The 20,807-nt window shown below is 34.1% G+C and carries 15 protein-coding genes and 2 pseudogenes; 8 read left to right on the top strand and 9 right to left on the bottom strand.

Annotation, left to right across the window (positions count from 1 at the left end):
* From LV89_RS25440 to LV89_RS24265, 7 genes and pseudogenes are all read left to right on the top strand, one after another.
* Positions 1-318 (top strand): annotated as a pseudogene (locus LV89_RS25440) (IS110 family transposase); the annotation flags it as partial.
* Between the two features lie 42 nt (positions 319-360).
* Entirely contained in the window at positions 361-1,047 is a 687-nt protein-coding gene (locus LV89_RS24290; protein ID WP_109745589.1) for an XAC2610-related protein, read from the top strand.
* 304 nt (positions 1,048-1,351) lie between these two features.
* Entirely contained in the window at positions 1,352-2,155 is an 804-nt protein-coding gene (locus LV89_RS24285; RefSeq protein WP_109745588.1) for an RpnC/YadD family protein, read from the top strand.
* A 573-nt stretch (positions 2,156-2,728) separates the two neighbouring features.
* On the top strand, positions 2,729-3,190 hold the full coding sequence (locus LV89_RS24280; RefSeq protein ID WP_146199259.1) for a DUF6756 family protein: 462 nt from the start codon (positions 2,729-2,731) through the stop codon (positions 3,188-3,190).
* A 670-nt stretch (positions 3,191-3,860) separates the two neighbouring features.
* Entirely contained in the window at positions 3,861-5,225 is a 1,365-nt protein-coding gene (locus LV89_RS24275) for an IS110 family RNA-guided transposase (RefSeq protein WP_109745586.1), read from the top strand.
* Positions 5,226-5,276: 51 nt separating this feature from the next.
* Positions 5,277-6,233, top strand: coding sequence for an HNH endonuclease (locus tag LV89_RS24270; protein ID WP_109745585.1), 957 nt, complete (start codon positions 5,277-5,279; stop codon positions 6,231-6,233).
* Positions 6,234-6,778: 545 nt separating this feature from the next.
* The gene (locus LV89_RS24265) at positions 6,779-7,741 is read left to right on the top strand and encodes an SRPBCC family protein (RefSeq protein WP_109745584.1); all 963 of its coding nucleotides are present in this window, start codon (positions 6,779-6,781) and stop codon (positions 7,739-7,741) included.
* 305 nt (positions 7,742-8,046) lie between these two features.
* On the opposite strand, the gene LV89_RS24260 is transcribed toward LV89_RS24265, so the two are convergent.
* The 9 genes from LV89_RS24260 to LV89_RS24220 form a co-directional block, all read right to left on the bottom strand.
* Positions 8,047-8,814 (bottom strand): hypothetical protein, encoded by a 768-nt coding sequence (locus tag LV89_RS24260; RefSeq protein WP_109745583.1) that lies wholly within the window; start codon positions 8,812-8,814, stop codon positions 8,047-8,049.
* Between the two features lie 70 nt (positions 8,815-8,884).
* Positions 8,885-9,193, bottom strand: coding sequence for a hypothetical protein (locus tag LV89_RS24255; protein ID WP_109745582.1), 309 nt, complete (start codon positions 9,191-9,193; stop codon positions 8,885-8,887).
* A gap of 271 nt (positions 9,194-9,464) precedes the next feature.
* Positions 9,465-9,716, bottom strand: coding sequence for a hypothetical protein (locus LV89_RS24250; RefSeq protein ID WP_109745581.1), 252 nt, complete (start codon positions 9,714-9,716; stop codon positions 9,465-9,467).
* 199 nt (positions 9,717-9,915) lie between these two features.
* Entirely contained in the window at positions 9,916-10,614 is a 699-nt protein-coding gene (locus LV89_RS24245; protein ID WP_109745580.1) for a hypothetical protein, read from the bottom strand.
* Positions 10,615-11,082: 468 nt separating this feature from the next.
* Positions 11,083-13,893 (bottom strand): glycoside hydrolase family 2 TIM barrel-domain containing protein, encoded by a 2,811-nt coding sequence (locus LV89_RS24240; RefSeq protein WP_211321274.1) that lies wholly within the window; start codon positions 13,891-13,893, stop codon positions 11,083-11,085.
* A 260-nt stretch (positions 13,894-14,153) separates the two neighbouring features.
* The gene (locus LV89_RS24235) at positions 14,154-15,368 is read right to left on the bottom strand and encodes a hypothetical protein (RefSeq protein WP_109745578.1); all 1,215 of its coding nucleotides are present in this window, start codon (positions 15,366-15,368) and stop codon (positions 14,154-14,156) included.
* 93 nt (positions 15,369-15,461) lie between these two features.
* On the bottom strand, positions 15,462-17,090 hold the full coding sequence (locus LV89_RS24230; protein ID WP_109745577.1) for an SGNH/GDSL hydrolase family protein: 1,629 nt from the start codon (positions 17,088-17,090) through the stop codon (positions 15,462-15,464).
* A 3-nt stretch (positions 17,091-17,093) separates the two neighbouring features.
* Positions 17,094-18,461, bottom strand: coding sequence for a glycoside hydrolase family 28 protein (locus tag LV89_RS24225; protein WP_229201590.1), 1,368 nt, complete (start codon positions 18,459-18,461; stop codon positions 17,094-17,096).
* 80 nt (positions 18,462-18,541) lie between these two features.
* Positions 18,542-19,951 (bottom strand): family 43 glycosylhydrolase, encoded by a 1,410-nt coding sequence (locus LV89_RS24220; protein ID WP_109745576.1) that lies wholly within the window; start codon positions 19,949-19,951, stop codon positions 18,542-18,544.
* A 615-nt stretch (positions 19,952-20,566) separates the two neighbouring features.
* On the opposite strand from LV89_RS24220, the pseudogene LV89_RS24215 reads away from it, so the two are divergent.
* Positions 20,567-20,807, top strand: a pseudogene (locus LV89_RS24215) (DUF4372 domain-containing protein); the annotation flags it as partial.

Below are 20,807 nucleotides of genomic sequence, written 5' to 3'. Positions count from 1 at the left end.
ATCCCAAAAGGAGGAAACAGACTAAAAATAATCCTAAGAAATGCAGCCAATGTCATCGGTGGATTAAAAGATACCCATTTGTCCAACTTTTTTAGACGAATACTAAATAAATCAGACCGTGCTACTGCCATAAGTGCCACTGCAAGAAAATTAGGCGTAATTATTTACAATATGATTACTAAAAAAGAGCCTTACAAACCACCAACAGATTATTTATTCTTGGATGAAAAAAGAAAACAAGGATTAGTAAAACAAATTAGAAAACATATCCATAAATTTGACTTGACTCCCGAAGACTTAGGCTTAAAATCAACCTAAAAAGTGTACGTTAGTCAGAATATTAAAACGACAAAATCGACAATGAAATCCTCAATTCATACTGCCTTTTTAATCTTGCTGACAAACCTTTGCAGTGGACAATTTAAGTTCAAAATTAACAAAGGTTCGACAAAATTTAATGCGGAGATTACGGTTACAACTTGCAAAAAAGGTGATTGTAATGGAAAAGGAACTATTGAATTATATGACCGAATTACGAAAAAGAAATTTCAGACTTTTTATTCAGACGACTTAGATTTTTCAATTGACAAATCAAACAATCCAACAGTCAATGTCATCGAACTTTACGGAGAACAAAGTCCTTTGATATTTGACGACTTTAATTTTGACGGTACAGAGGACTTCGCAATTAGAAATGGAAACGAGAGTAGTTATGGAGGACCTTCTTATGACGTATATGTTTATCACTCGACAAAAAAACAATTTGTCCCAAGTTCTGATTTGTCTTCACTTGCATACAATCATTTAGGAATGTTCGAGACAGACCATAAAAGAAAAAGAATTTCTACATTTGACAAAAGTGGTTGTTGTTGGCATCTTAAAACAGAGTATTCTGTTGTACCCAAAAAAGGTTTGGTTAAAGTAGCCGAGTTTGAAGAAGACGCAACAAAAGGGGAAATGGTGGTGGTTACAACGAGGAAACTCATAAATGATAAGTGGACAGTAAAAGTTGAAAAGCTTAGGCAAAAAGATTACTACAAGGAATAAAAATACAGCCACCAATAACATCGCCTTCGTCGTGGCTGCAAGCCATGCGATGAAGGCGATGTTGAACTTAATCTCTGGTAGCGGTCTGCTTCGGTGGTTTCTTTTATGGAGTTGTCGTTCGTGTTAAATCAAGCTTTGTGCTTATTTAACAACGAGGTGCTTCTAAATTCCATTATTGAGTATAGGTAATACGTTACACACTTTGTAAAAGAATAGGTAACGATTCAACAATTTTTATTTTACAACTTATATATTAAACCTTTTTTTAATTGCCATAGGGTTACATTTCTGATATATTTGCCTCATGGAAGCAAATAAGAAAAAACGCCAATCAAACCAATATGACAAGATTTTTAAGGAGAATATCGAAGCCGTAATTTCAAGTATCATGCAAAATATACTTGAAATTACGGCTGTTTCTGTGGAAGAACTGCCTGATGATATTCAGCATACCAAAGAACGTAAACCCGACACTTTAAAGAAAATCACAGATGATAAAGGCAACACATTTGTCCTTCAAATTGAATTTCAAGTAAAGAATGAAGATGATATGGTTTATCGTATGCTTGATTATTACGGAATGCTTGAACGAAAGTACAAGCTACCTGTAAAACAATTTGTAATTTTTCTTGGTGCAGACAAATTGACAATGCCAACCGAACTTAACCGAGAACGATTAAAGTTCAGTTATCCACTTATTTCACTTTCAACGCTTGACTATCATATATTTCTCAAATCGGACAAACCAGAAGAAATCATACTGGGCATTTTGGCAAATTTCAAAGGTGAAAATCCCGAAAATGCTCTAAAACAGATACTTATCCGTGTCAAAGAAACTACTGAAGGAGATTTTTCGTTAAATAGATACTTTAATCAGTTGCGTGTATTGGCTCAACTTCGTAACTTAGAACTAAATTTAAAAAACGCTATGGACAGCATCGCAGAATATATCAAAGAAGAAAGAGACGTTCTCTACCTACGTGGACAAGAGAAAATTATCGAAAGCCTTTTGACAAAGCTAAATTATAGCCTTGAACAAATTGCAGACATAGCTGGCGTTTCGTTAGACTTTGTTAAATCAGTTAAGCAAAGACTTACCACAAAATAGATACTTGGTAGCCACTTGACCGAAGGACAAAAGCGGCAGCAACCAATTTCTGTATAACAAAATAAGAATTAATTTTCATGACTTTAAATACAAAAAAACCGCCTGTTATGGGCGTTTTTTTGTTGGTATGGGGGTAGCGTTGGTTTGAGACTATGAGAAAAGTTTTAATCTTTTTTAAAAATCAGGTAATTCTACTCTAAAAACTTCTTTAAACTTTTACTAATATTGCAAAAAAACTAAACTACCAACTAATGAAAAATAATGTACAACTTACAGATTCTACCTGTTCTCTTTATCTCTTTTCTTTCGCTCAAACGAGCAATCCCTTTTCTTATCATAGTTTTTTAGTTGTGTGACACAAAGTCTATGAATTAATCATGTATTATTTCTCTGGGTAGCACTACTACTACTGAAAAAATACCATTCAACAATCTATCAAATACATTTAATTTTCAAAACAATTTATGGCGGATATATTCCAAATTGGTTGGATAGACGCCATAAATAATTGAATTTTTAGAGCTAATGGCGGTTATACGCTCGTTGGGCGTCATACAAAAGAAACCTTTCATAATGCAAGGAGAAGTAAAAGATGAAATACAGAATGCAATAGACAAACTAAATCTATCTGAATCAGACATTATCCGCTTAGACAATATTCGAGGCGAAATACTATACAATGAATTTGTAACCTACTTTATAAAATCAGGAGAAAGAAGATGGTGGTGGGAAGATTTTAAATTCCAAACTTATTCAATAAGTGAATTTGAGAACCCATTTAATTACATTGATAAAATCATTCCTTTAACAAGTGGAAATGTTTGGTTAGTGGTTGAAGACAACTATGAACTTTTTTACCCAGTTTATGACTGCAATCCTAATGTTATAAAAGATATTATTGGTGAGTGTTTTGGCTTTGAATACTATATAATTGACAAAAATAAAGAGTGGCTACTTTGTGAAAATCATCATAATAGATTAATTGCAATTGGTGATAAACTAAAACAAACACCATTTAATTGGCAATTGGACTAATAAACCAACACAATTTATTAAACATTTTATTCGAATTATAAACATTAAAAAACGTTATATTCGATAGTTAAAAAAAGACATTTAAAGACAATTAATAAAAAGAAATGTAAAGGAAAACACATCACACGTTGTTAAAAAATGTATGAGAAATTTTTAAAAAATATTAATAACAGAGTAATAGAAACATTAGAAGATAAATAAAAAATGTACGAACGCCCAACATTGGGTTTTGTGCAAGTTGGGCAGACGGAATAACAATAAGCATTTGTAATTCTATTCAGCTTTTGTACGGGCTTGACGTACATCGCTGAACTTTTGTACTTAACTTCATCATCAGTTTTTCAATCAGCAGCGGTTCCGGGCAGACGGAATTCTATTTCCCTACCTGCACAAAGCCCTGTTCGTTAGTGGCAATCCAGCATATAGACCCCGCCCATTAACTTAGTAAGCTAACGTGGGAAAACTCTCGGACTCATTAATTAAATTTATGCACTCATTGCAAGGCTGATTTTAAAACTGTTGTGTAATAGCACGAGTGCAATCCTGGTTGGAGTGTGTGTCATAACTTAAGTGGCGGTTCTGTATTTTTTAACAGAAACCCCGTTCAGAATATTTATTCTTCCTAAAGAACACTCTCAATGAGAATTTTAAAAACCTTAAAATCTCAATTATGGAGCAAAAATCCGAAACTTTATCGATGGAAATCGTCAATCCGCATGCTGCGGGTATCGACATCGGTAGCAGAAGCCATTGGGTTTCCATAGGTCAGAAAGAAAAAGACATCCGTGAGTTTGGTGTTTTCAATGATGACCTCATGGCCATCGCCGACTGGCTTAGTGAAAACAAAATTACCACTGTAGCCATGGAAAGTACAGGCACTTATTGGCAGGCTCTATATGCAGTACTTTTGGCGGCTGGCTTTCAAGTAATTCTTTGTAATGGTAAGTTTACCAAAAATATTAAAGGAAGAAAGACTGACATTCAAGACTGTGCCTGGATTCAGAAACTACACAGCATTGGCCTTTTATCAGGTAGTTTTTTGCCCGACGAAGCCACAGAACAATTGCGAACCTATTGTAGGCACAGGGCCAACTTGCTTGATATGGCCGCCAGCACACAAAAGAAAATGCAAAAGTACCTGAGGCTGCTCAACTTAAGGCTCGATGTGGTAGTCAATGACATTTGTGGGTTTACTGGTATGGCTATTATTGAGGCCATTTGCAAAGGTGAAACAAAGCCCGAAAAATTAGCCGAACTACGAAATGGAAACTGCCGAAAGTCGGAAACCGAAATAGCCAAAGCTCTGGTTACCAATGGCCGTATGGATTACCTATTTGCCCTGCAGCAAGAGCTGGATATGTATAAAATCATTCAAACAAAAATAACCGCATGCGACGCTGAAATAGAAAAGATGTTAAACAACATCATCAATTGCGATGATAATAAAAGACAGCACTATATTGATAAAAAATCGCATAAGCGTGTCAACAAAAACACACCTAAAAATATTGATTTGAATATGGTTGGATACCAGTATTTTGAAGGAGTGGATTTAATGGAAATAGAGGGCTTTTCACACGGTACAATCTTGCATTTAATCAGCGAAGTGGGCTTAGATGGTATCAAGAAATTCCAAACAGCCAAGCATTTTGCCAGTTGGTTAAGGCTGTCGCCAAACAACAAAAAAACAGGAGGTAAAATAATTTCAAGCAAAGTACCCAAAGGTAGTAATCGCCTCAAAATAGCCTTGAGAAATGCTGCTAATGCAATAGGAAATTTGAAGGATTCAACACCACTAAGAGATTTTTTTCAACGTATAAATTTCAAAAAGGGAAGAGTTTCTACCATAAGTGCTACAGCTAGAAAACTGGCCGTAATTGTTTGGAATATGGTTACAAAAGGAACCAAATATATTAACCCCGAAGGTTATTTATTTTTAGATCAGAAAAGAAAATTAGGATTGACAAAAAGAATCCAAAAACAAATTAATAAATTCGGCTTGACAAGCGAAGATTTACAAATTGTAACTAATTGATTATCAACATGAATTACAAACGTTAGTCAGAAGCTTAAAAAAGACAACGCAATGACAGAGCAAGCAAAATATATGTTAGAATTCCTTGTACGCAATTACGACAATTTAGTAACATATCACCTAAACCAAGATGACAAGATTTACTTAGGTGATAAAGAAAATAAGGTCTGTAGATTTTGTGGAAAGGACAAGACAGAAACTTCGTTTAGCAATGTTTCTCACGCCATACCCGAGCTAATAGGAAATAAAAAATTAATTGCACATTATGAATGTGATGTATGCAATGAAAAATTTTCGAAAATGTTAGAAAGTCATTTTGGGAATTATATGAACTTATGGCATACCATTGCACAAGTCAAAGGCAAGAGGAAAATACCGTCTTTCAAAACGGTAAACGATAAATCAAGGATTGACATAAAAGACACTGTAAAAATTGAGGATTATCAGGATGACAGTATAGTAAAAATAGATGAAGAGAATAAGACAATCTCTATAACAGCCAAAAGAAGGTCATATGTTCCAATTGCAGTATATAAGACACTAACAAAAATGGCTTTAACTATAATGCCAGAAGACGAGTTGAGTAAATTTAAAAATACTATGGCTTGGATAAATGAAGAAGACCACAGCAATAGTCCTTACGAACTAAAACAGCTAAAAGTCCTTTTCTCGTTTGCTCCAGGTATCAGACCATTTCCTTTTGTTAGCTGTATGCTTTTTAAAAGAAAGCCAGACAATGTTGACACAGTTCCATATATGCAATTTTTGGTGGCTTACAGCAATTTTGCATTCCAAATATTTATCCCATTGTGCATTGAAGACAAAACACTACAAGGTTCTGAAATAAAAATGACTTACGTACCAACTCCTCTTGACATAAATGGGGCTAAACTGACAAGGCGACAACTTGATATGCACAGTAAAGAAAAATTAAAAGATGAAGAAGAAACAGTAACAATAGGGTTTAATGAAATGATTGAGCAAGATTTAACGGACAACAATGAATAGAAAGCCAGCCACTAATAGCTAAGCCTTCGTCGTGGCTGCAAGCCATGCGATGAAGGCGATGTTGAACTTAGCCTCTGGTAGCAGTCTGCTTAGTTAGTTTCTTTTATGGTTTGTCATTCGACTGGAAGATTTTGAAAGAGCAGGTTTTCGCCTGCTTTTTTGTTTTTTAGGGCTTTAGAGGATTTAAAAACATTTTTTGTTTTTAAAGACATACAAATTACCTTACCCATAAGCTACTTCTACTTACTCAAAACGATAAAGAAGCACGTCAAAATCAGCCACTTCTACTTTAGCACTATTAATTAAGTTTATCAACTCGTAATTCATCAACATTCTTTTTTATCACCCTAAAAATAGTTTGGAATTTATGTAAAGATAAAACTTGAGAAGTCAAAAAGTTACCAGAGGTTTAGTTCAACAGGGGTTTTGCTATATTGGGGCTGATATACTAAATTTGAGCATTGGAATTCTATTGAACATTTGTACTTTGAATTCCCCAACATCGCAAAGCCGAAAACCGTTGGTGATAATTATAAAAAGATTGTATGGACAGACAAAAACTCATTTCGACACTGAAAATTATAGCAATGCCAACTGCATACGCTTTGGTTTTACGACTTTTGTTTGGCGTTTCGACTTGGAATGGGATTTTCAATATGATGTCTAAGACTTTCTTATTTTTCCTACCGACAATCATAGGAGCATTGTCAATTTATTTCTCAAATATTGAAAAAGTTAGGAATCTTGGATATCGAATTATGATTCCTTGGATTCCAGTTTTTGCCTTCTTTTTCATTACTCTAATATTTTTTATTGAAGGATGGCCTTGCATTTTAATGATTTTACCAATATTTCTGATTGCTTCCTCAGTCGGTGGACTAATCGGAGGATATTATAAACTAAGGAAAAATGACAACAAGATTTATCTTTCTGTTTTGACACTTTTGCCTTTATTTATTTCGCCAATTGAAAACTTTATCGGGGCAGACTCAACGCCTTACAAAGCATACACTTACATAGACATTAACGCACCAGCAGACAAAATTTGGAGTAACGTGACGAGAGTAAGAGAAATTAGTAAAGAACAAGACAAAGGTTGGCTGACAAATTTACTGAACTTTCCCAGACCAGTAAAAGCCGAACTTAATTTTGAAGGTGTTGGAGCTTACAGGGAGGCAATTTTCACAAACGGACTTGTTTTTCACGAAACTGTGACAGAATATATTGACAAAAAGAAAATGTCATTTACGATAAAGGCACTTCCACATGAAATCCCTTTGACAACAATGGACGAACATTTAGTAATTGGTGGCAAATATTTTGACGTTTTGAACGGAACTTACGAACTAGAAAAACTGACAGAAAAAACGTATCGACTACATTTGTACAGTAATTTTAAACTTACAACAACTTTTAATTTTTATGCAAGTTGGTGGGCTAACAACATAATGAAGGACATTCAGAACAACATTTTACAAATCGAAAAACAACGTGCGGAGAAACAATAACTGCAACCAATAACTAAGCCTTAGTGGTGACAGCAAGCCAAACCAAACCCTAAAAGCATGGCGGACGGCGAGTCTTGAACTTAACTTCTGGTAGCGGTCGGCTTTGTTAGTTTCTTTTATGGTTTGTCGTTCGACTTGAAGATATTTGAAAGAGCAGGTCTGTAATTTTTAATAAAAATTGCCTTAACGGAAACCATTAAGGCAATATGCACTAACTCTACACCTATTGTCTGTTGTAAAGCGAGGTCGTTTTGACTGCTTTATGATGTTAATATTTTAATAGAAGTGAATATATTTCTCTGAGTTTACTTATAACCCACGCAGATAATAGTCACCGTATTCGCAGGGCTTGGGGCATAAGTATCAGACTGAATTAGTAAATGAGTCACACCCTTTGCCTGAGCGTCTTTCTTGACTTTATCCATTGCTTGAGTTCTCAATTTATCTTGGCTTCCAAATATTTGTTGGACAGTTGCCTTAAATTCTCCAACTCGTTTTAAACCCTTCACTTCCTCAAACACACTCGTAACTAATATTTCCTTCACTTGGCTTTGCACTGGCTTTCCTGTTTCTACCTTAGCTACTGCATTTGTATTTGCTGGTTTATCTTCGACTGTAGTGGATAAGCTACCCGATGAGGGATTTATTATCATATCCTTAACCGCTGAATCAGGTACTTTTTGATTCTTTAGATTAATCAAGGCGTCGGGACTTACATCAAAAGAATGTGGGAAAATTTTGATTGCATCCCTTAAAATAGAAGTAGAAACATCTGACTGAGCAATACGGATAACATCTTCGTTATGCAGGACAGTTTTAGAAGGTGATGCCACAAACATAGCTTTAATAATTTTATCTGATACTTTAGCTAAATCTAAGGCAATAATTCCTTGCGGTGTTAAATCAAAATTACATTTACTTGATGAAATTTTAGCAAGAATAATATCTTGAGAAACTTTAGCGATTTGAAGATTGGTTACTTCTTTATTCGTTAATACTTCCTGTGCAAAGGTTGGGGGGATGCTAATAGCCATTCCACATACTAATAGGCTTGTTTTTAAAATAGAATTCATTTAGGTTTTTATTTTTTGTTTAGTGTATTTTATATAAATCAAACAAATAGTGTAAAAGATGCTATCATTTTTATTCATGTACCAATGTTAATCTTCCTTCAGTCGATGGCATAGCTGAGAAAAGCTCTCTTTTTTGGATTTCAACCCAAATTTCCTGCTCCATTTTTTGTTTCTGAATTAAGGTTTCTTTTAACTCAAGAACTGGGTTAAAAGCTTTCTCTTGTGTCTCAATAGATGATTTTAACGCTGCAATTTCTCTACGTACCTGCACCAAACTATTCTGTAACATTTGGTTTTGTTGCTGGCTAATTGCTGACTGTTGGTTTGTGTCTAAAACAGAAAGTGCTGCCTGATTAAGTAATTCATTAAAAGTTGTCATAATTGTGTACTTGGTTTAAATTTTAGAATAATATATAATAGACTTCCTGCGAAAGTGTTTTAAGTCGTAAAATAACATCTTTTCGGCTACAAATAGAGAAAATTTTTCAACCGTAGCTCTGCTATGCTTTCAAAATTTTCTCTATTTTCACTCGAAAATATACCATTTTTCAATCATAAAACACTTTCGCAGGAAGTCTAATGTAGTAGGCGTAAAAGTCAATAAAGTTACTATTGACAAATAGGTAACGGAAATATTTGGCAAAATCTTATTAAATTGCTAACGACATTTTTGCACTATGCTCTGCTAATACTTGCATTGTCGATGAATCCTTTGATAATGTGCAAGTTGCTTTGTGAAACTCATTGAACATATTTAATCTGTATTCTGAGACTTTGTGGTCTGGATTGGTCATTAATATCATTTGAACATCAGCAATCGTTATCATTAACTCTTGCCAATCTTCTAATGGATTAACGTTTTCTATTGTGATTACAATAGTATTATCTTTAAACTGAACCATAATATATTGAAGTTATACTGATTTACTTTTTTATTCATTTATACTCACCTGAAACTCACCTTTCTGATTTCTTACCTCACCTATAAGTGACTAAATGTGAGCGTCTAAACTTTAGAACTCACCTTTAGGTGACATACACTTGAGTTATTTTTTTGCTAATCAAAATTTACAAAACACTGATTTTAAAAGTATTACAAAATCAAGTACCTGTTTTCAAAGGCTCAAAAAATAATGTTTTCTTTCTTGATGCTTTACGACGTTGTTCTGCATTTTCTGCTTCTAAAAATCTAACTTGCTGGCTTAACGTTTGATTTTCTTGTTCATATTCACTCACCTTAACCTCAGCTTTTTCTAATTTTTGGTCAAGTAAATTCAACTTATCTTTTAAATAACTCACTTCATTGAAAGATTGACTGAGTTGTAACTCAACTTGTCTAAGCATTTCAACGGACTCGGTTTCTAATATTTGTGCTTTGTTTTTTTCTACCAAAATTTCACAAAAACTGTATAAACTATAACCCGAAACAAGCGATAAGTAAGTGACATTAATGTAAAACTCTACGTGAGGAAATGATTTCAAAATACCTAAAAACAACATAGTCATGATGATTGATGATACTGCATAAACTACGTGATTATATTTAGCCGTGAATCTTGAATTTACTGTCACCATTAAAATACCCCATTCAATCCCAATAGCCATTGCCCATGAAGCAATTAATCGACTCTCTCCAGTTAACGCTTCGGGATATACTTTATTAAAAAGTTGTTGGGTTTCAATGGTACGAGCAAGCATTAACACTGTACTTCCTTGCACAATTGAGTTTTGGCTAAATACATATTTAATAAAAAGAGCAAAAGGGTTATACTCCCGAATTACTTTTAAGCTACTTTCCATAATTGACAAAGGGGTTTAAAATTCGTTGCTAAGTTGTTTTCGATGGACTACATTAAACAAAAAAGAGATACTAATTTTAGTATCTCTTTTTTGCTTTTACATTGATTATCAATTAGTTACAAATCAAAAAAACCTAAAACAAATCCGCTAACAACCTCCCTCTCCACTTGCTAACAGAATAAAGCTACTCCAACCATTTAGTTTATAAAACGTTACTAAGGAATTTACTAAGGAAAAAGCCTCTCAAAAAAGGAATTTTGAAAAACAAATGGATGGCTCAAAAAACGTCTTGTAATAGGTGGTTTCGATTAAGACATTTTACATTTAATAAATATGCCACTTATTGCTCACTCATTTTTTCCACCCGAAGCTGTGTATTGGGGTGAAACTGGTGTTTGTACAAGTTTCACCCCAATATTTGTATTGAAATACTCAAAGGAATAATATTAAGGTAATGACCCTATTCTATTACTTTGTAGTTTCTAAGGCTATTATAAACTCCCCAACAAATGGTTTTGCTGCGGCTGTTTGTAATAAAAGGGCTGGTTCATTCGGTTTTCTTCCTTTTTCTGGTTTACCTAATACTGAGGATAAAATATTCACTGCTTGAGGATTAGAAACATTATGTTCCATGTAACCTTTGTTTAAAATCCGAATCTTATATTTTTTTTCTGATAGTTCTATCCAATGTGTTGCTTTGTTTCCATGTACATTTTCACTATTGATTGCTCCGCCCCAAACACCAAGAACTGGTGCAGATTGCTTATTAGGATAAGCATCGTATGGCCCAAGTCCTAACCAATAGAGGTTTGTTAATTCTGGTGCTGATTGCAATGACATTCCTACGATTGGTAAATTGGGAGTTTCTACTTGAGGGAGTATTTCATAATGTACCTTCATATTTCCATCTGAACTAATAGTGTATTTGTAATTCGTGCTGAAAATATTTTTATCATTGATGCGATATTCAACCCTTGTATCGATTATTGCATTAGCTGAATCTTCTTGGATTTTCCAATCAATAACTTTAATGGTATAATTATTAAGGTCTGGCAGTTTTTTAGCAATTTTTGAACCTATAACACTGGTTTCTCCTCTGTCAAGTGGGTGCCATATTATAGGTTTTAAGTTTGTGATTAATTTATTTTCTCCCAAACTTGCAGAAATTAATTGTCCAGTGTTGGCATTGAAAGTATAGCTAATATTTCCCACTAAAATTGTGGCTATGGTGTTACTTTGGGTCACTTTTACTTTTGATACAGGTAACGTTCTATTTCTCAAATCTAATCGAGGAGTAAGTTCAACAGCTTTGCGTACTATTTCCTCTCCATCAGCATTTATGAAATCAAGCCATAGATAATATGTATTTTGATTCTGAAATGTTTTAAGATTTTCTATGGGTAACTCAAAATTTGAAACAGTGTGTGGTTGACCTGAAATAGTTGAAATACCCGTTGATAATACTTTATCATCTTCCTTTAATGTCCATTTAATTTTTATGGTATTTAGATTTGTGAAATCATAATCATTTTGCAATGGAATGATTATTGAATTCTGACCAGCAATATAGGGTACTTTATCAACTGTTGGGTACACTTGGGCATAAACGGACTTCACCTCCCAGTAATCTCGGGTAGGGTTACGGTAAGAGTCAACAACGCCGTCCCAACCTTGGTCATCAATCCGCAAGTATTCGTCGTCTTTCACTATTTTATCATATTTTTCTTTAGGGCGTTTTATCGGAGTTTTAATACCTTGGTCTGCCCACATCCACACTGCTCCACCAGTTCCTTCTGGATGTTTGGTTAAGGCTTTCCACCTTGCTTCTAATCCGCCAAAACTATCTACACCAAAAGCATGGGAATATTCAGTTGTGATAATTGGACGAGTTGATTGACCTGCAAGCTGGTCGTATTCATTTGGATGCCAATAATGAACTGAAAGTAAATCAATTTCCTTCGGTAGCCATGTTTCTGACCGCCAAGGAATCATAGTTGGACGAGTCGGGTCAAGTGCTTTAACAAATTTGAGAGCGTTTAGATTAAGTGATGCCAAAGGGTCTTCATTGCCCACAGACCAGTAAATAATAGAAGGATTATTTATATCTCGGGTAACCGTTTCGTAGGCACGAACTAAGGTAGCTCCTGCATAAGAAGGGTCATAGATGAGATTACCAGCTCCGCCAATCGAAACTTCTTCGCCTACGTACATTCCCAATTCATCACAGAGTTCAATAAAACCTTTAGCGTGTTGATAATGAGCCATACGGATATAATTAATATTGGCAGCCTTCATTAGCTTAATATCTTGTAACCAATGTTCTTGCTTTGTTGCTCGTCCAACATCAGGATGTTCATCGTGTCTATTGATACCTCTTAATTTTATTGCTTGACCATTGATACTAAATATGCCGCCTTCTACTGAAATTTGACGAAATCCAATTTTTTCATTTTTGCTTTGTACTACATTTCCATTTTCAAGTAGTTCTATTTTTAAATGATAGAGATTAGGTGTTTCTGCTGTCCAATGAAGTGGCGATTCTACATGAAAAACCATGTTCGTTTCTCTTGAAGTGGCTATATGAGCAGGTATTTCAATTTGACGAGTGAAAACTTTTTCATGATCTTGAGTTAGGGTAAATCTAAGGTTATATGGTTTGTCAGGGCTTGGGTAATTACCAGGAAGTGAGCCTTCATGGGTATCACTTACCATACATTTAATCTCTAAATCGGCATTTTTAAAATCCTTGTCAAAGGTTGTTTTTATGACAGTGTAATCAAGCCATCTATTTAGTGGCATAGCTTCTAACGTGACATCTCTAAAAATACCTCCGAGCGTCCAATCATCGTAAACATCATATTTATACTCCCTACTCACTTGTTTTACTCTGACTGCAAGTTTGTTAGAACCATCAACTTTTAGTTTACCCGTAATATCAAAACTAAATGATGTATATCCGCTTTCATGTTTACCTATCTGTATGCCATTAATCCAAATTTCTGCCGAAGACCAAACACCTCCAAAATGTAATAAAAGTCGTTTATCGCCCCAATTTTTGGGTATATTAAAATCATATAAATAGAAACCTTCGCTTGCTTTATTACTATCAAAACCACGATAAACAGGCTCTTCGTAACCCAATACAGCCCAATTAGACGGTACAGGTATTGTTTGAAATGACGTGGTGTTATAATCTGTTTGAAAAAAATCATTTAACTGATTGGCATCGTTTTCAGTCTTGGCTAAGTAGAATTTCCAGCTACCATTTAATGATACCATTTGCCTTGAATCGGCAACGGTGGGTATCAAAACTTGAGCGGAAAGCTTGTTGGATAAGAAAAAAAATAATACGAAAAAGTTTACTCTTAAAAAGGGAGTTATTGGACACATAAATACGCTAAATTTAGAATTGACAAATTTTTGATGCTCCAAATTTAGCTTTCGTATATTATTTGATTGAATTTTCTATTGTCCAAAAGTTGTACATAATTTTGGACAATGGAAACACTTGATTATCAACAACTAACAAGTTTTTTTTGTTAAAAAAGAAACAAAATTTTCTCATCTAATGATTTTAGACTACATGATTTTACAAAGCCATTTTCCGCAAATTCCAAAAATACACCCTTTATTTCTCCTAATGGTTGTTGGTATTTTCCTTGATAAATAGATTTGCCATTGACAAATAATTCCAAATGCTTATTTTTATTAACCATCTTAATCGTAGTCCAATTACTAAGGTCGATGGCAAAAGCTGAAAGGTTCATCTTACTACCATCTAAGGTTTGTTCACTCACAAAATTTAATACCCGATAGCTACATCCATGATTGGTAAATTTAAAGCGGATTTTACTTTCTAATCCAGTTATTTGAAACTGAGTGCTATTACAATAAACTCCATTAGGTTTAACCTTATTTTTAAAAGTCGTTTCAAAGACAAAATTATCAGACTTATAACCCGTTGAAGCATAATTACAAAGCCGCACATACAGCGGTTTTAGCGTGTCCAGTCCTAAAGTAAATAATTGCTGATTGGGGATATGAAAAAGACTATCCTTTCCTGTTTTGAATGCCGTAAATTCATAATGCCTATTGGGAACATCTTGTTGATTATGAAACCCTAAACCAATCCACTTATTGGATTCAACAAGCACTTTGGTGTTAGCAATCGTCTTTTCGGCAGTTCTTAATTTTACCTCAAAAACACCCGGAAACAGATACGTATGAGCTATCTTTTTTAGGGTTGGGTTGACGGATTGCAAAAGTGATTTATCTCCAAAATCTACAAAAAGACTGTCTTGGGTATTGGGTAATATTAAATCAAAAAAAGTTGTTTGTGGTAGTTGTCCTTCAATATTTGAAAGACGGATTATTCCTGTTATTTTTTTATATTTTTTGACATAATAAATCATACATAAAGACATCACAAATAATCCTATAATAAGAACAATAGCTTTTGAACTATATCGCTTTAAATATACATTTTCTGATTGAATAGGAGTTTCTAATACAATATTTCTTCCATATTTTGCCAAAGCCTCAATGGTAGCTTGCTGAGGTTGATAATCGTTATCTACTGTGATTTTACCGAAGATTCGTTTCAGTGTATTTGCACTGATATTTACGCCTGTATCTTTCATAATTGCATCACTGAAAGAGCAAAAGTCACTATGTTTCCAATTAGCCGCAGAGCCATTATCAAAGCGTATTTCACAACAAACTATAATATCTTTAAGTTTTGTTTTTTTGTTCATCGTGTTTTGAAAGAATATTGGTTCTAATGAAGACTTCATGAGATGAATTACCATAAATCTTAAATCGTCAACATGACACGTTATTTTGCATCATTACTTCTCATTCATTTTTTCCACCAAAAGTGACGCTATAATCTCCTGTCCAGCTGCTGCCATGTGGACGCCATCTTTTGCATAATAATCAAGAACTTTTAGTAAAGGGTGATATATATCCACTACTTCTACTCCCATTGACGAAGCGAGCTTTGAAAAAGATGGAATAAGCTGGGCTATTCGGTCATTGCCTCCTTGATATTTGGCTTCAATCTGCTGAGTTCTGATAGGTGGTGGTGTCATATAAATGATTCGAGGTTTGTGGTTTTTATAGAGAGAATGTGCTTTTAGTTTTTGAAAAAGTTGCTTAAAATTGTCAATAACTTCTTGCTGGCGATTAGCATATTCACTTTTTGTATCGTTTGTTCCTATACATACTACGATAAAGTCGTAATGTTTTTTTGATATTTTTTCAGAGGCTTCGTCTAAAAACATATCAATATTGGCAAGAGCATTCAATTCTTTTTTCCCATTATTATCAAACCCAATCGTTCGTCCACTTTTTGAAATATTAGTAATCAGGGCATTAGGCAATATTTTTTTCAATTGTTCTACCCATCCATCTTTATTAAAACCATTTGAGTCTCCCAATGTCAAAATATTATAGTTTTCCAAATGCTCATTTTTATAGGGAATTAAGGCTAACGCTTGTGGTATTTGCTCGTGTCCTCCTTCAAAAATAGTCAGCTTGATATTTTGGTATTTTTTTGATAGGTGAATATCTCGTCCAAACAGCAGATTATTATTATCTCGATTCGGATTCGTTCTTTTGGTAACTAAATCAATGATTTCGGAAGAGGAAACGAAAGAAGAATCTGTGTTTTGCCAATTATTGACCATAGCAAATTCTTGAATCCCGAATTTCAAAGCACCAACCAAATAGTTATACATATTCATTGAATGGGTTATGGGAACAGAGCCTGTATATCCATCGTGAATGCCTTCATAAATATATAATTGTGCATTTTCTCTGAGTTTCTTCGGAAAAGATTGATGTAATGGCGAACGTAACCATGCTTCCTTCTTATTAAAAGTGCTATCCTGAGAAACAATCTTTACAATATCTTTTGCATACTTTTGTTGCCTGCCTAATGACTCCCAATACCATGCTTCTAAGTCTGTAATCGGAGCCCATGCAGAAAATGATTTGACAGGATAACGGATATTCATGTAGGCGGATAGCGTGGCAAAACCTCCTCCTGAAACGCCAATAATATGTACATCTTCAGGAGAAGCATTGGTATGTTTTAGAGCATATTGTATGGCATCTTCAATATCTGAAATCACAAATTTACTTCCTCCTGCCTCTGATGTTTTATTAGCTCCCCTAAAATCAGGGTGAATATAATTCCAGTCTCTTGCTAAAATCTCATCTGTCAATGGGTCTTTTTGGGTATAATCTCCACTCCAAGTATGTAAACTTATTATCAACGGTTTCGGTGATTTACTTCGAGAAGCATACAGATAGGCTTTTTGAACTTTTCCATCTAAAGATGAAGGAATTTCTACTTGACCAAATGATGTATTCCATGTACTTTCAGTAGTATTATCCCAAGCAATTGGTTTTTGTGCATAAAGTTTAATAACCAATGAAAGGTTGATAAAAATAAATAATGCCAGCTTATTCATAGTTTATTTCAAGTTAACATTTAACGCATTTTCATGAATATGTTCTTTTTCCAACACGGTTGAGGCTTTTACATTTTTGAGAAAAATATCCTTGATTGGTAATTCTTTTTGTCCTAAAATTCTTGAAATAAATTTCACATTACTTGCCGTTACATTGTCTAAATATACCTCTTGAATGGGTGTTAGTCTTCGCTCAATTGTAGGTACAAGGTTTCTCCATTGATATAAAACATCGGTTTCAATGCCTAAAATCCCTAAATCAATTTTTCCTGCTTTTACATGACTCACATGAATATTTTTCACAAAACCGCCCATACGTTCATTGGTTTTGATGAATAATAAATGGGATAACTTTGCTCCATCAACCACCTCACAGTTATTAATAAAGACATTCTCAATTCCTCCCGACAATTCACTGCCAATGGCTACTAATTGATGTCCATTTTTAACAAGACAGTTACGGATAACGATATTCTTAGAAGGTGTTTTTAATCTCCATCCTTCTGGATTTCTCCCTGATTTAATCGCAATGGCATCATCTCCTTGGTCAAATGTACAGTCTTCAATCAATACATTTTGACTCATTTCTGGGTCAACGCCGTCGTTATTATGTCCATGAGCATACACTTTTACTTTTCTGATAACCACATTTTTACATAGATATGGATGAATAGTCCAGAATGGGCTATTGGTAATGGTTATGCCTTCTAAAACAATATTTTCACTCCGATTAAATTGGATAAATTGCGGACGTAAATGGGCGGTATCATTAACCATTTGTCTATCTTTTACGGGTATATATTGACTTGCCAAATTATACAAACGTTTGATACTTTCCATGTGAGGTTTTGGTCTTGCAAACCATTGTTTCCAAATATCCATTTGTGCTTTTACTTCGCCTTCGCCAGTGATTGCCACGTTTTTACATTCATACGCATAAATCAAAGGAGAGTAATTGTAACATTCCATTCCTTCCCAAGTAGAATGTACAGCAGGTAAATAATCGTTCGGATTTTCAGAGAAAAGTAACACAGCTCCTTTATTAAGGTGTAAATTGACATTGCTTTTGAGATGAATTTTACCCGTAAGCCATTCGCCAGCTGGAATGATAACGACACCCCCACCTAAGGCATTAGCTTTTTCAATTGCCTTTGCAATGGCTTGTGTTGTTTTTTCTTTATCTCCCAAAACAGCTCCAAAGTCAGTGATGGGCATTTTTTTGCATTTACTAAAATTAGGAATTGTAATGGCAGACATTTTGAAAGGAGCATTCACTTTTATATTTGTGAACGAAATCGAAGATGTTTTTTGCCCTAAAATAAAAAGGCTATGGCAGATAAAAATAGCCATGAAGGTAAGTTTATTTTTCATTAATTTTTCTATTGGTATTAGGATTGGAATTGGGTTTATCATGAGTTTCCACTCAATGTTCATACTTTATCAGTTTTTTATTAATCAATCACAATTTTCTTGATAGAAACAAAATTGCCAATACTTCCATAATTTGATTTACGTTTGTCTGACCAAGTGCTATGTTCTCCCATAACGGTAACATTTAAGGTATATTCTCCCTTTTTGAGCATTGATGAACAATAAGCAAGCGATGCAACCGCATATTTGCAATACATATCAACGATTGCGGTGTGGAGTATTTTACCATTTTTATCAAACAAGGTAACTTTTGCGTATCCACCATCGGGAATGAAAGTACTATACAATGAAATTTTACTTCCCTTAAATTTGATTTTGAAAGAAGCGTCTTTGGTATCAGAGGCGAACATTTTTAATGAATCTGACATTTTATCAGCCCATTTTCCAGTATAATTAATTGCTTTTGTGTCCGTAAATTCAAAGGTTTTCCCTTTTAAGTTTTTGATAGTAGCAATGCCACTTTTTAAATCAACCGACCAATTTTCTTGATAAGTAGCTAAAGAAATGGTCGTGTCAGAAATTGTTAGGGGTTGCCAAACATAGGTTGCAGCAGAGGCTTGCAAAGGGAACGACCATCTGTCACCCATATACATATAAGTAGTGTCAGATTTTCCTGCAATTGGCAATACAAAGGTCGATTGAGAATTCCACGTCAATGTGCCTGCGGGAGCAAATATTCCACGAGCAGTCCAAGTACCATTTAATGAGGTGGCGGTATAATAATAGTTGTCGTTTCGTTCCCAACTCGTTAAATGTGAGCCTAATAAATAATACGTCTTTCCTTTTTTGAATAAAGTTGGGGATTCAAAACCAGCCGTCATATTTTTATTTACCTGCGAAACAACGCTTTTATAATCATCGCTAAGTTGATAAATTTCTCCGCCATGAATCAAAATATAACCTTTCCCATCAGTATCTTGAAAAGTACCCATATCCCATTTTTTGATAGGATTTCCATTAAAAAGAATTGCTCCTTTAAATTTATAAGGGCCTGTAATATTTTTGGAAGTTGCATAACCTACACATTGGTCTTTGTAAGCACTATTATCAGTATGCAAATACATGATATATTCCCCTGTTTTAGGGCATTTCATTACTTTGGGGCGTTCTCCTACCCTATTTTCGCCCAATCGTCCAGAGTCTTGAACAGCCAGAGCAATACCTTCATTTTTCCAATTGCAGAGGTCGGTTGAAGAATAACAATTAACTCCCGCAAAAGCGTTACTATTATCAAGATGTTTTTCTCCAAAAAGGTAATAACGATTACTTTCTTTGACAATACAAGCCCCATGAGCACTGACAGTCAACCCTTTATCATCAAACCATGAAACTCCAGACGTGATGGATTGATACTTATTTTGTCCTTTTAAAGGATTTGCCAATGCGATTATTAGACAAATAACAAGATTGAGATAAAGACTATTTTTCATTAGACGATTAATTTTAAGTAGTCGAGCAAAAAAAATCGGGTATTTAAAGGTTGATTATTATAAAAAATACCCCAATTCGCAATAATTTAATAAACACGATAACTTTTGCTCAATTACTTAATCATATTTTATAGAAAAAGGAAAGAGAAATAAATATGGATTGGGATTATTATCAAACCTAATCCAGTGGTGTAAGTATTTTCCCAAATCATATTTTTTTTCATTCTAACTATAAAGAGACATGAATGACAATTTGGTACTGAAAAAAAAATAAAAAATGTTGCTTCTTTTCAGAATGGAAGTGAATAATTGGGGATTAAATCATGGGACTCACCAATACTAAAATATTGAATATCAACAACATACGTAATTTCAAATTCATAAAGCCAAATTAAGATTTGTAACTCTAAATTGTTGCCAATATTTTTATGAGTAAATAGAAATATTTGCTAAATCATTAGCCTTTTGATGTTTATTGGATTATTTCGTCTATTCTAACGATGTGGTTGGATAGATGAAATATTGGATTTATGTATTTGTTGTGCGTCAGGCTATAAAACCACTATTGTCCGAAACGTTTAAATCGTTTAAATTAGTAGCCTAAAAATTAAAATTATGGCTACTAACATTCCCGTTAAGACTTTACTTGGATATTTACCTGATTCACTAATTGAGCGTTTATCTGTTGAACATAATGTTGATAAACAAGTCAAGAAACTTGAAGGCAAAATTGTATTTAAGTTGTTACTTTATGGGGTATTAAGTTCCTCACAGTTGAGTTTAAATGTATTGATTTCTCTATTTGACAAAATAGGTTTTCGCTCTTTAATAGGTGTGGATAAAGATTTCACGACCA

Source organism: Arcicella aurantiaca (assembly GCF_003148625.1).
GTDB classification, from domain to species: Bacteria; Bacteroidota; Bacteroidia; order Cytophagales; family Spirosomataceae; genus Arcicella; species Arcicella aurantiaca.
This window is presented reverse-complemented; position numbering and strand designations above follow the sequence as displayed.

Coding starts and splice junctions, on each gene's coding strand:
- LV89_RS24245 (WP_109745580.1), bottom strand. CDS start 10,614: ATGGAAAGTAGCTTAAAAGTAATTCGGGAGTATAACCCTTTTGCTCTT.
- LV89_RS24280 (WP_146199259.1), top strand. CDS start 2,729: ATGCAAGGAGAAGTAAAAGATGAAATACAGAATGCAATAGACAAACTA.
- LV89_RS24285 (WP_109745588.1), top strand. CDS start 1,352: ATGGAAGCAAATAAGAAAAAACGCCAATCAAACCAATATGACAAGATT.
- LV89_RS24250 (WP_109745581.1), bottom strand. CDS start 9,716: ATGGTTCAGTTTAAAGATAATACTATTGTAATCACAATAGAAAACGTT.
- LV89_RS24290 (WP_109745589.1), top strand. CDS start 361: ATGAAATCCTCAATTCATACTGCCTTTTTAATCTTGCTGACAAACCTT.
- LV89_RS24235 (WP_109745578.1), bottom strand. CDS start 15,368: ATGAACAAAAAAACAAAACTTAAAGATATTATAGTTTGTTGTGAAATA.
- LV89_RS24275 (WP_109745586.1), top strand. CDS start 3,861: ATGGAGCAAAAATCCGAAACTTTATCGATGGAAATCGTCAATCCGCAT.
- LV89_RS24230 (WP_109745577.1), bottom strand. CDS start 17,090: ATGAATAAGCTGGCATTATTTATTTTTATCAACCTTTCATTGGTTATT.
- LV89_RS24260 (WP_109745583.1), bottom strand. CDS start 8,814: ATGAATTCTATTTTAAAAACAAGCCTATTAGTATGTGGAATGGCTATT.
- LV89_RS24270 (WP_109745585.1), top strand. CDS start 5,277: ATGACAGAGCAAGCAAAATATATGTTAGAATTCCTTGTACGCAATTAC.
- LV89_RS24225 (WP_229201590.1), bottom strand. CDS start 18,461: ATGAAAAATAAACTTACCTTCATGGCTATTTTTATCTGCCATAGCCTT.
- LV89_RS24240 (WP_211321274.1), bottom strand. CDS start 13,893: ATGGTATCATTAAATGGTAGCTGGAAATTCTACTTAGCCAAGACTGAA.
- LV89_RS24255 (WP_109745582.1), bottom strand. CDS start 9,193: ATGACAACTTTTAATGAATTACTTAATCAGGCAGCACTTTCTGTTTTA.
- LV89_RS24220 (WP_109745576.1), bottom strand. CDS start 19,951: ATGAAAAATAGTCTTTATCTCAATCTTGTTATTTGTCTAATAATCGCA.
- LV89_RS24265 (WP_109745584.1), top strand. CDS start 6,779: ATGGACAGACAAAAACTCATTTCGACACTGAAAATTATAGCAATGCCA.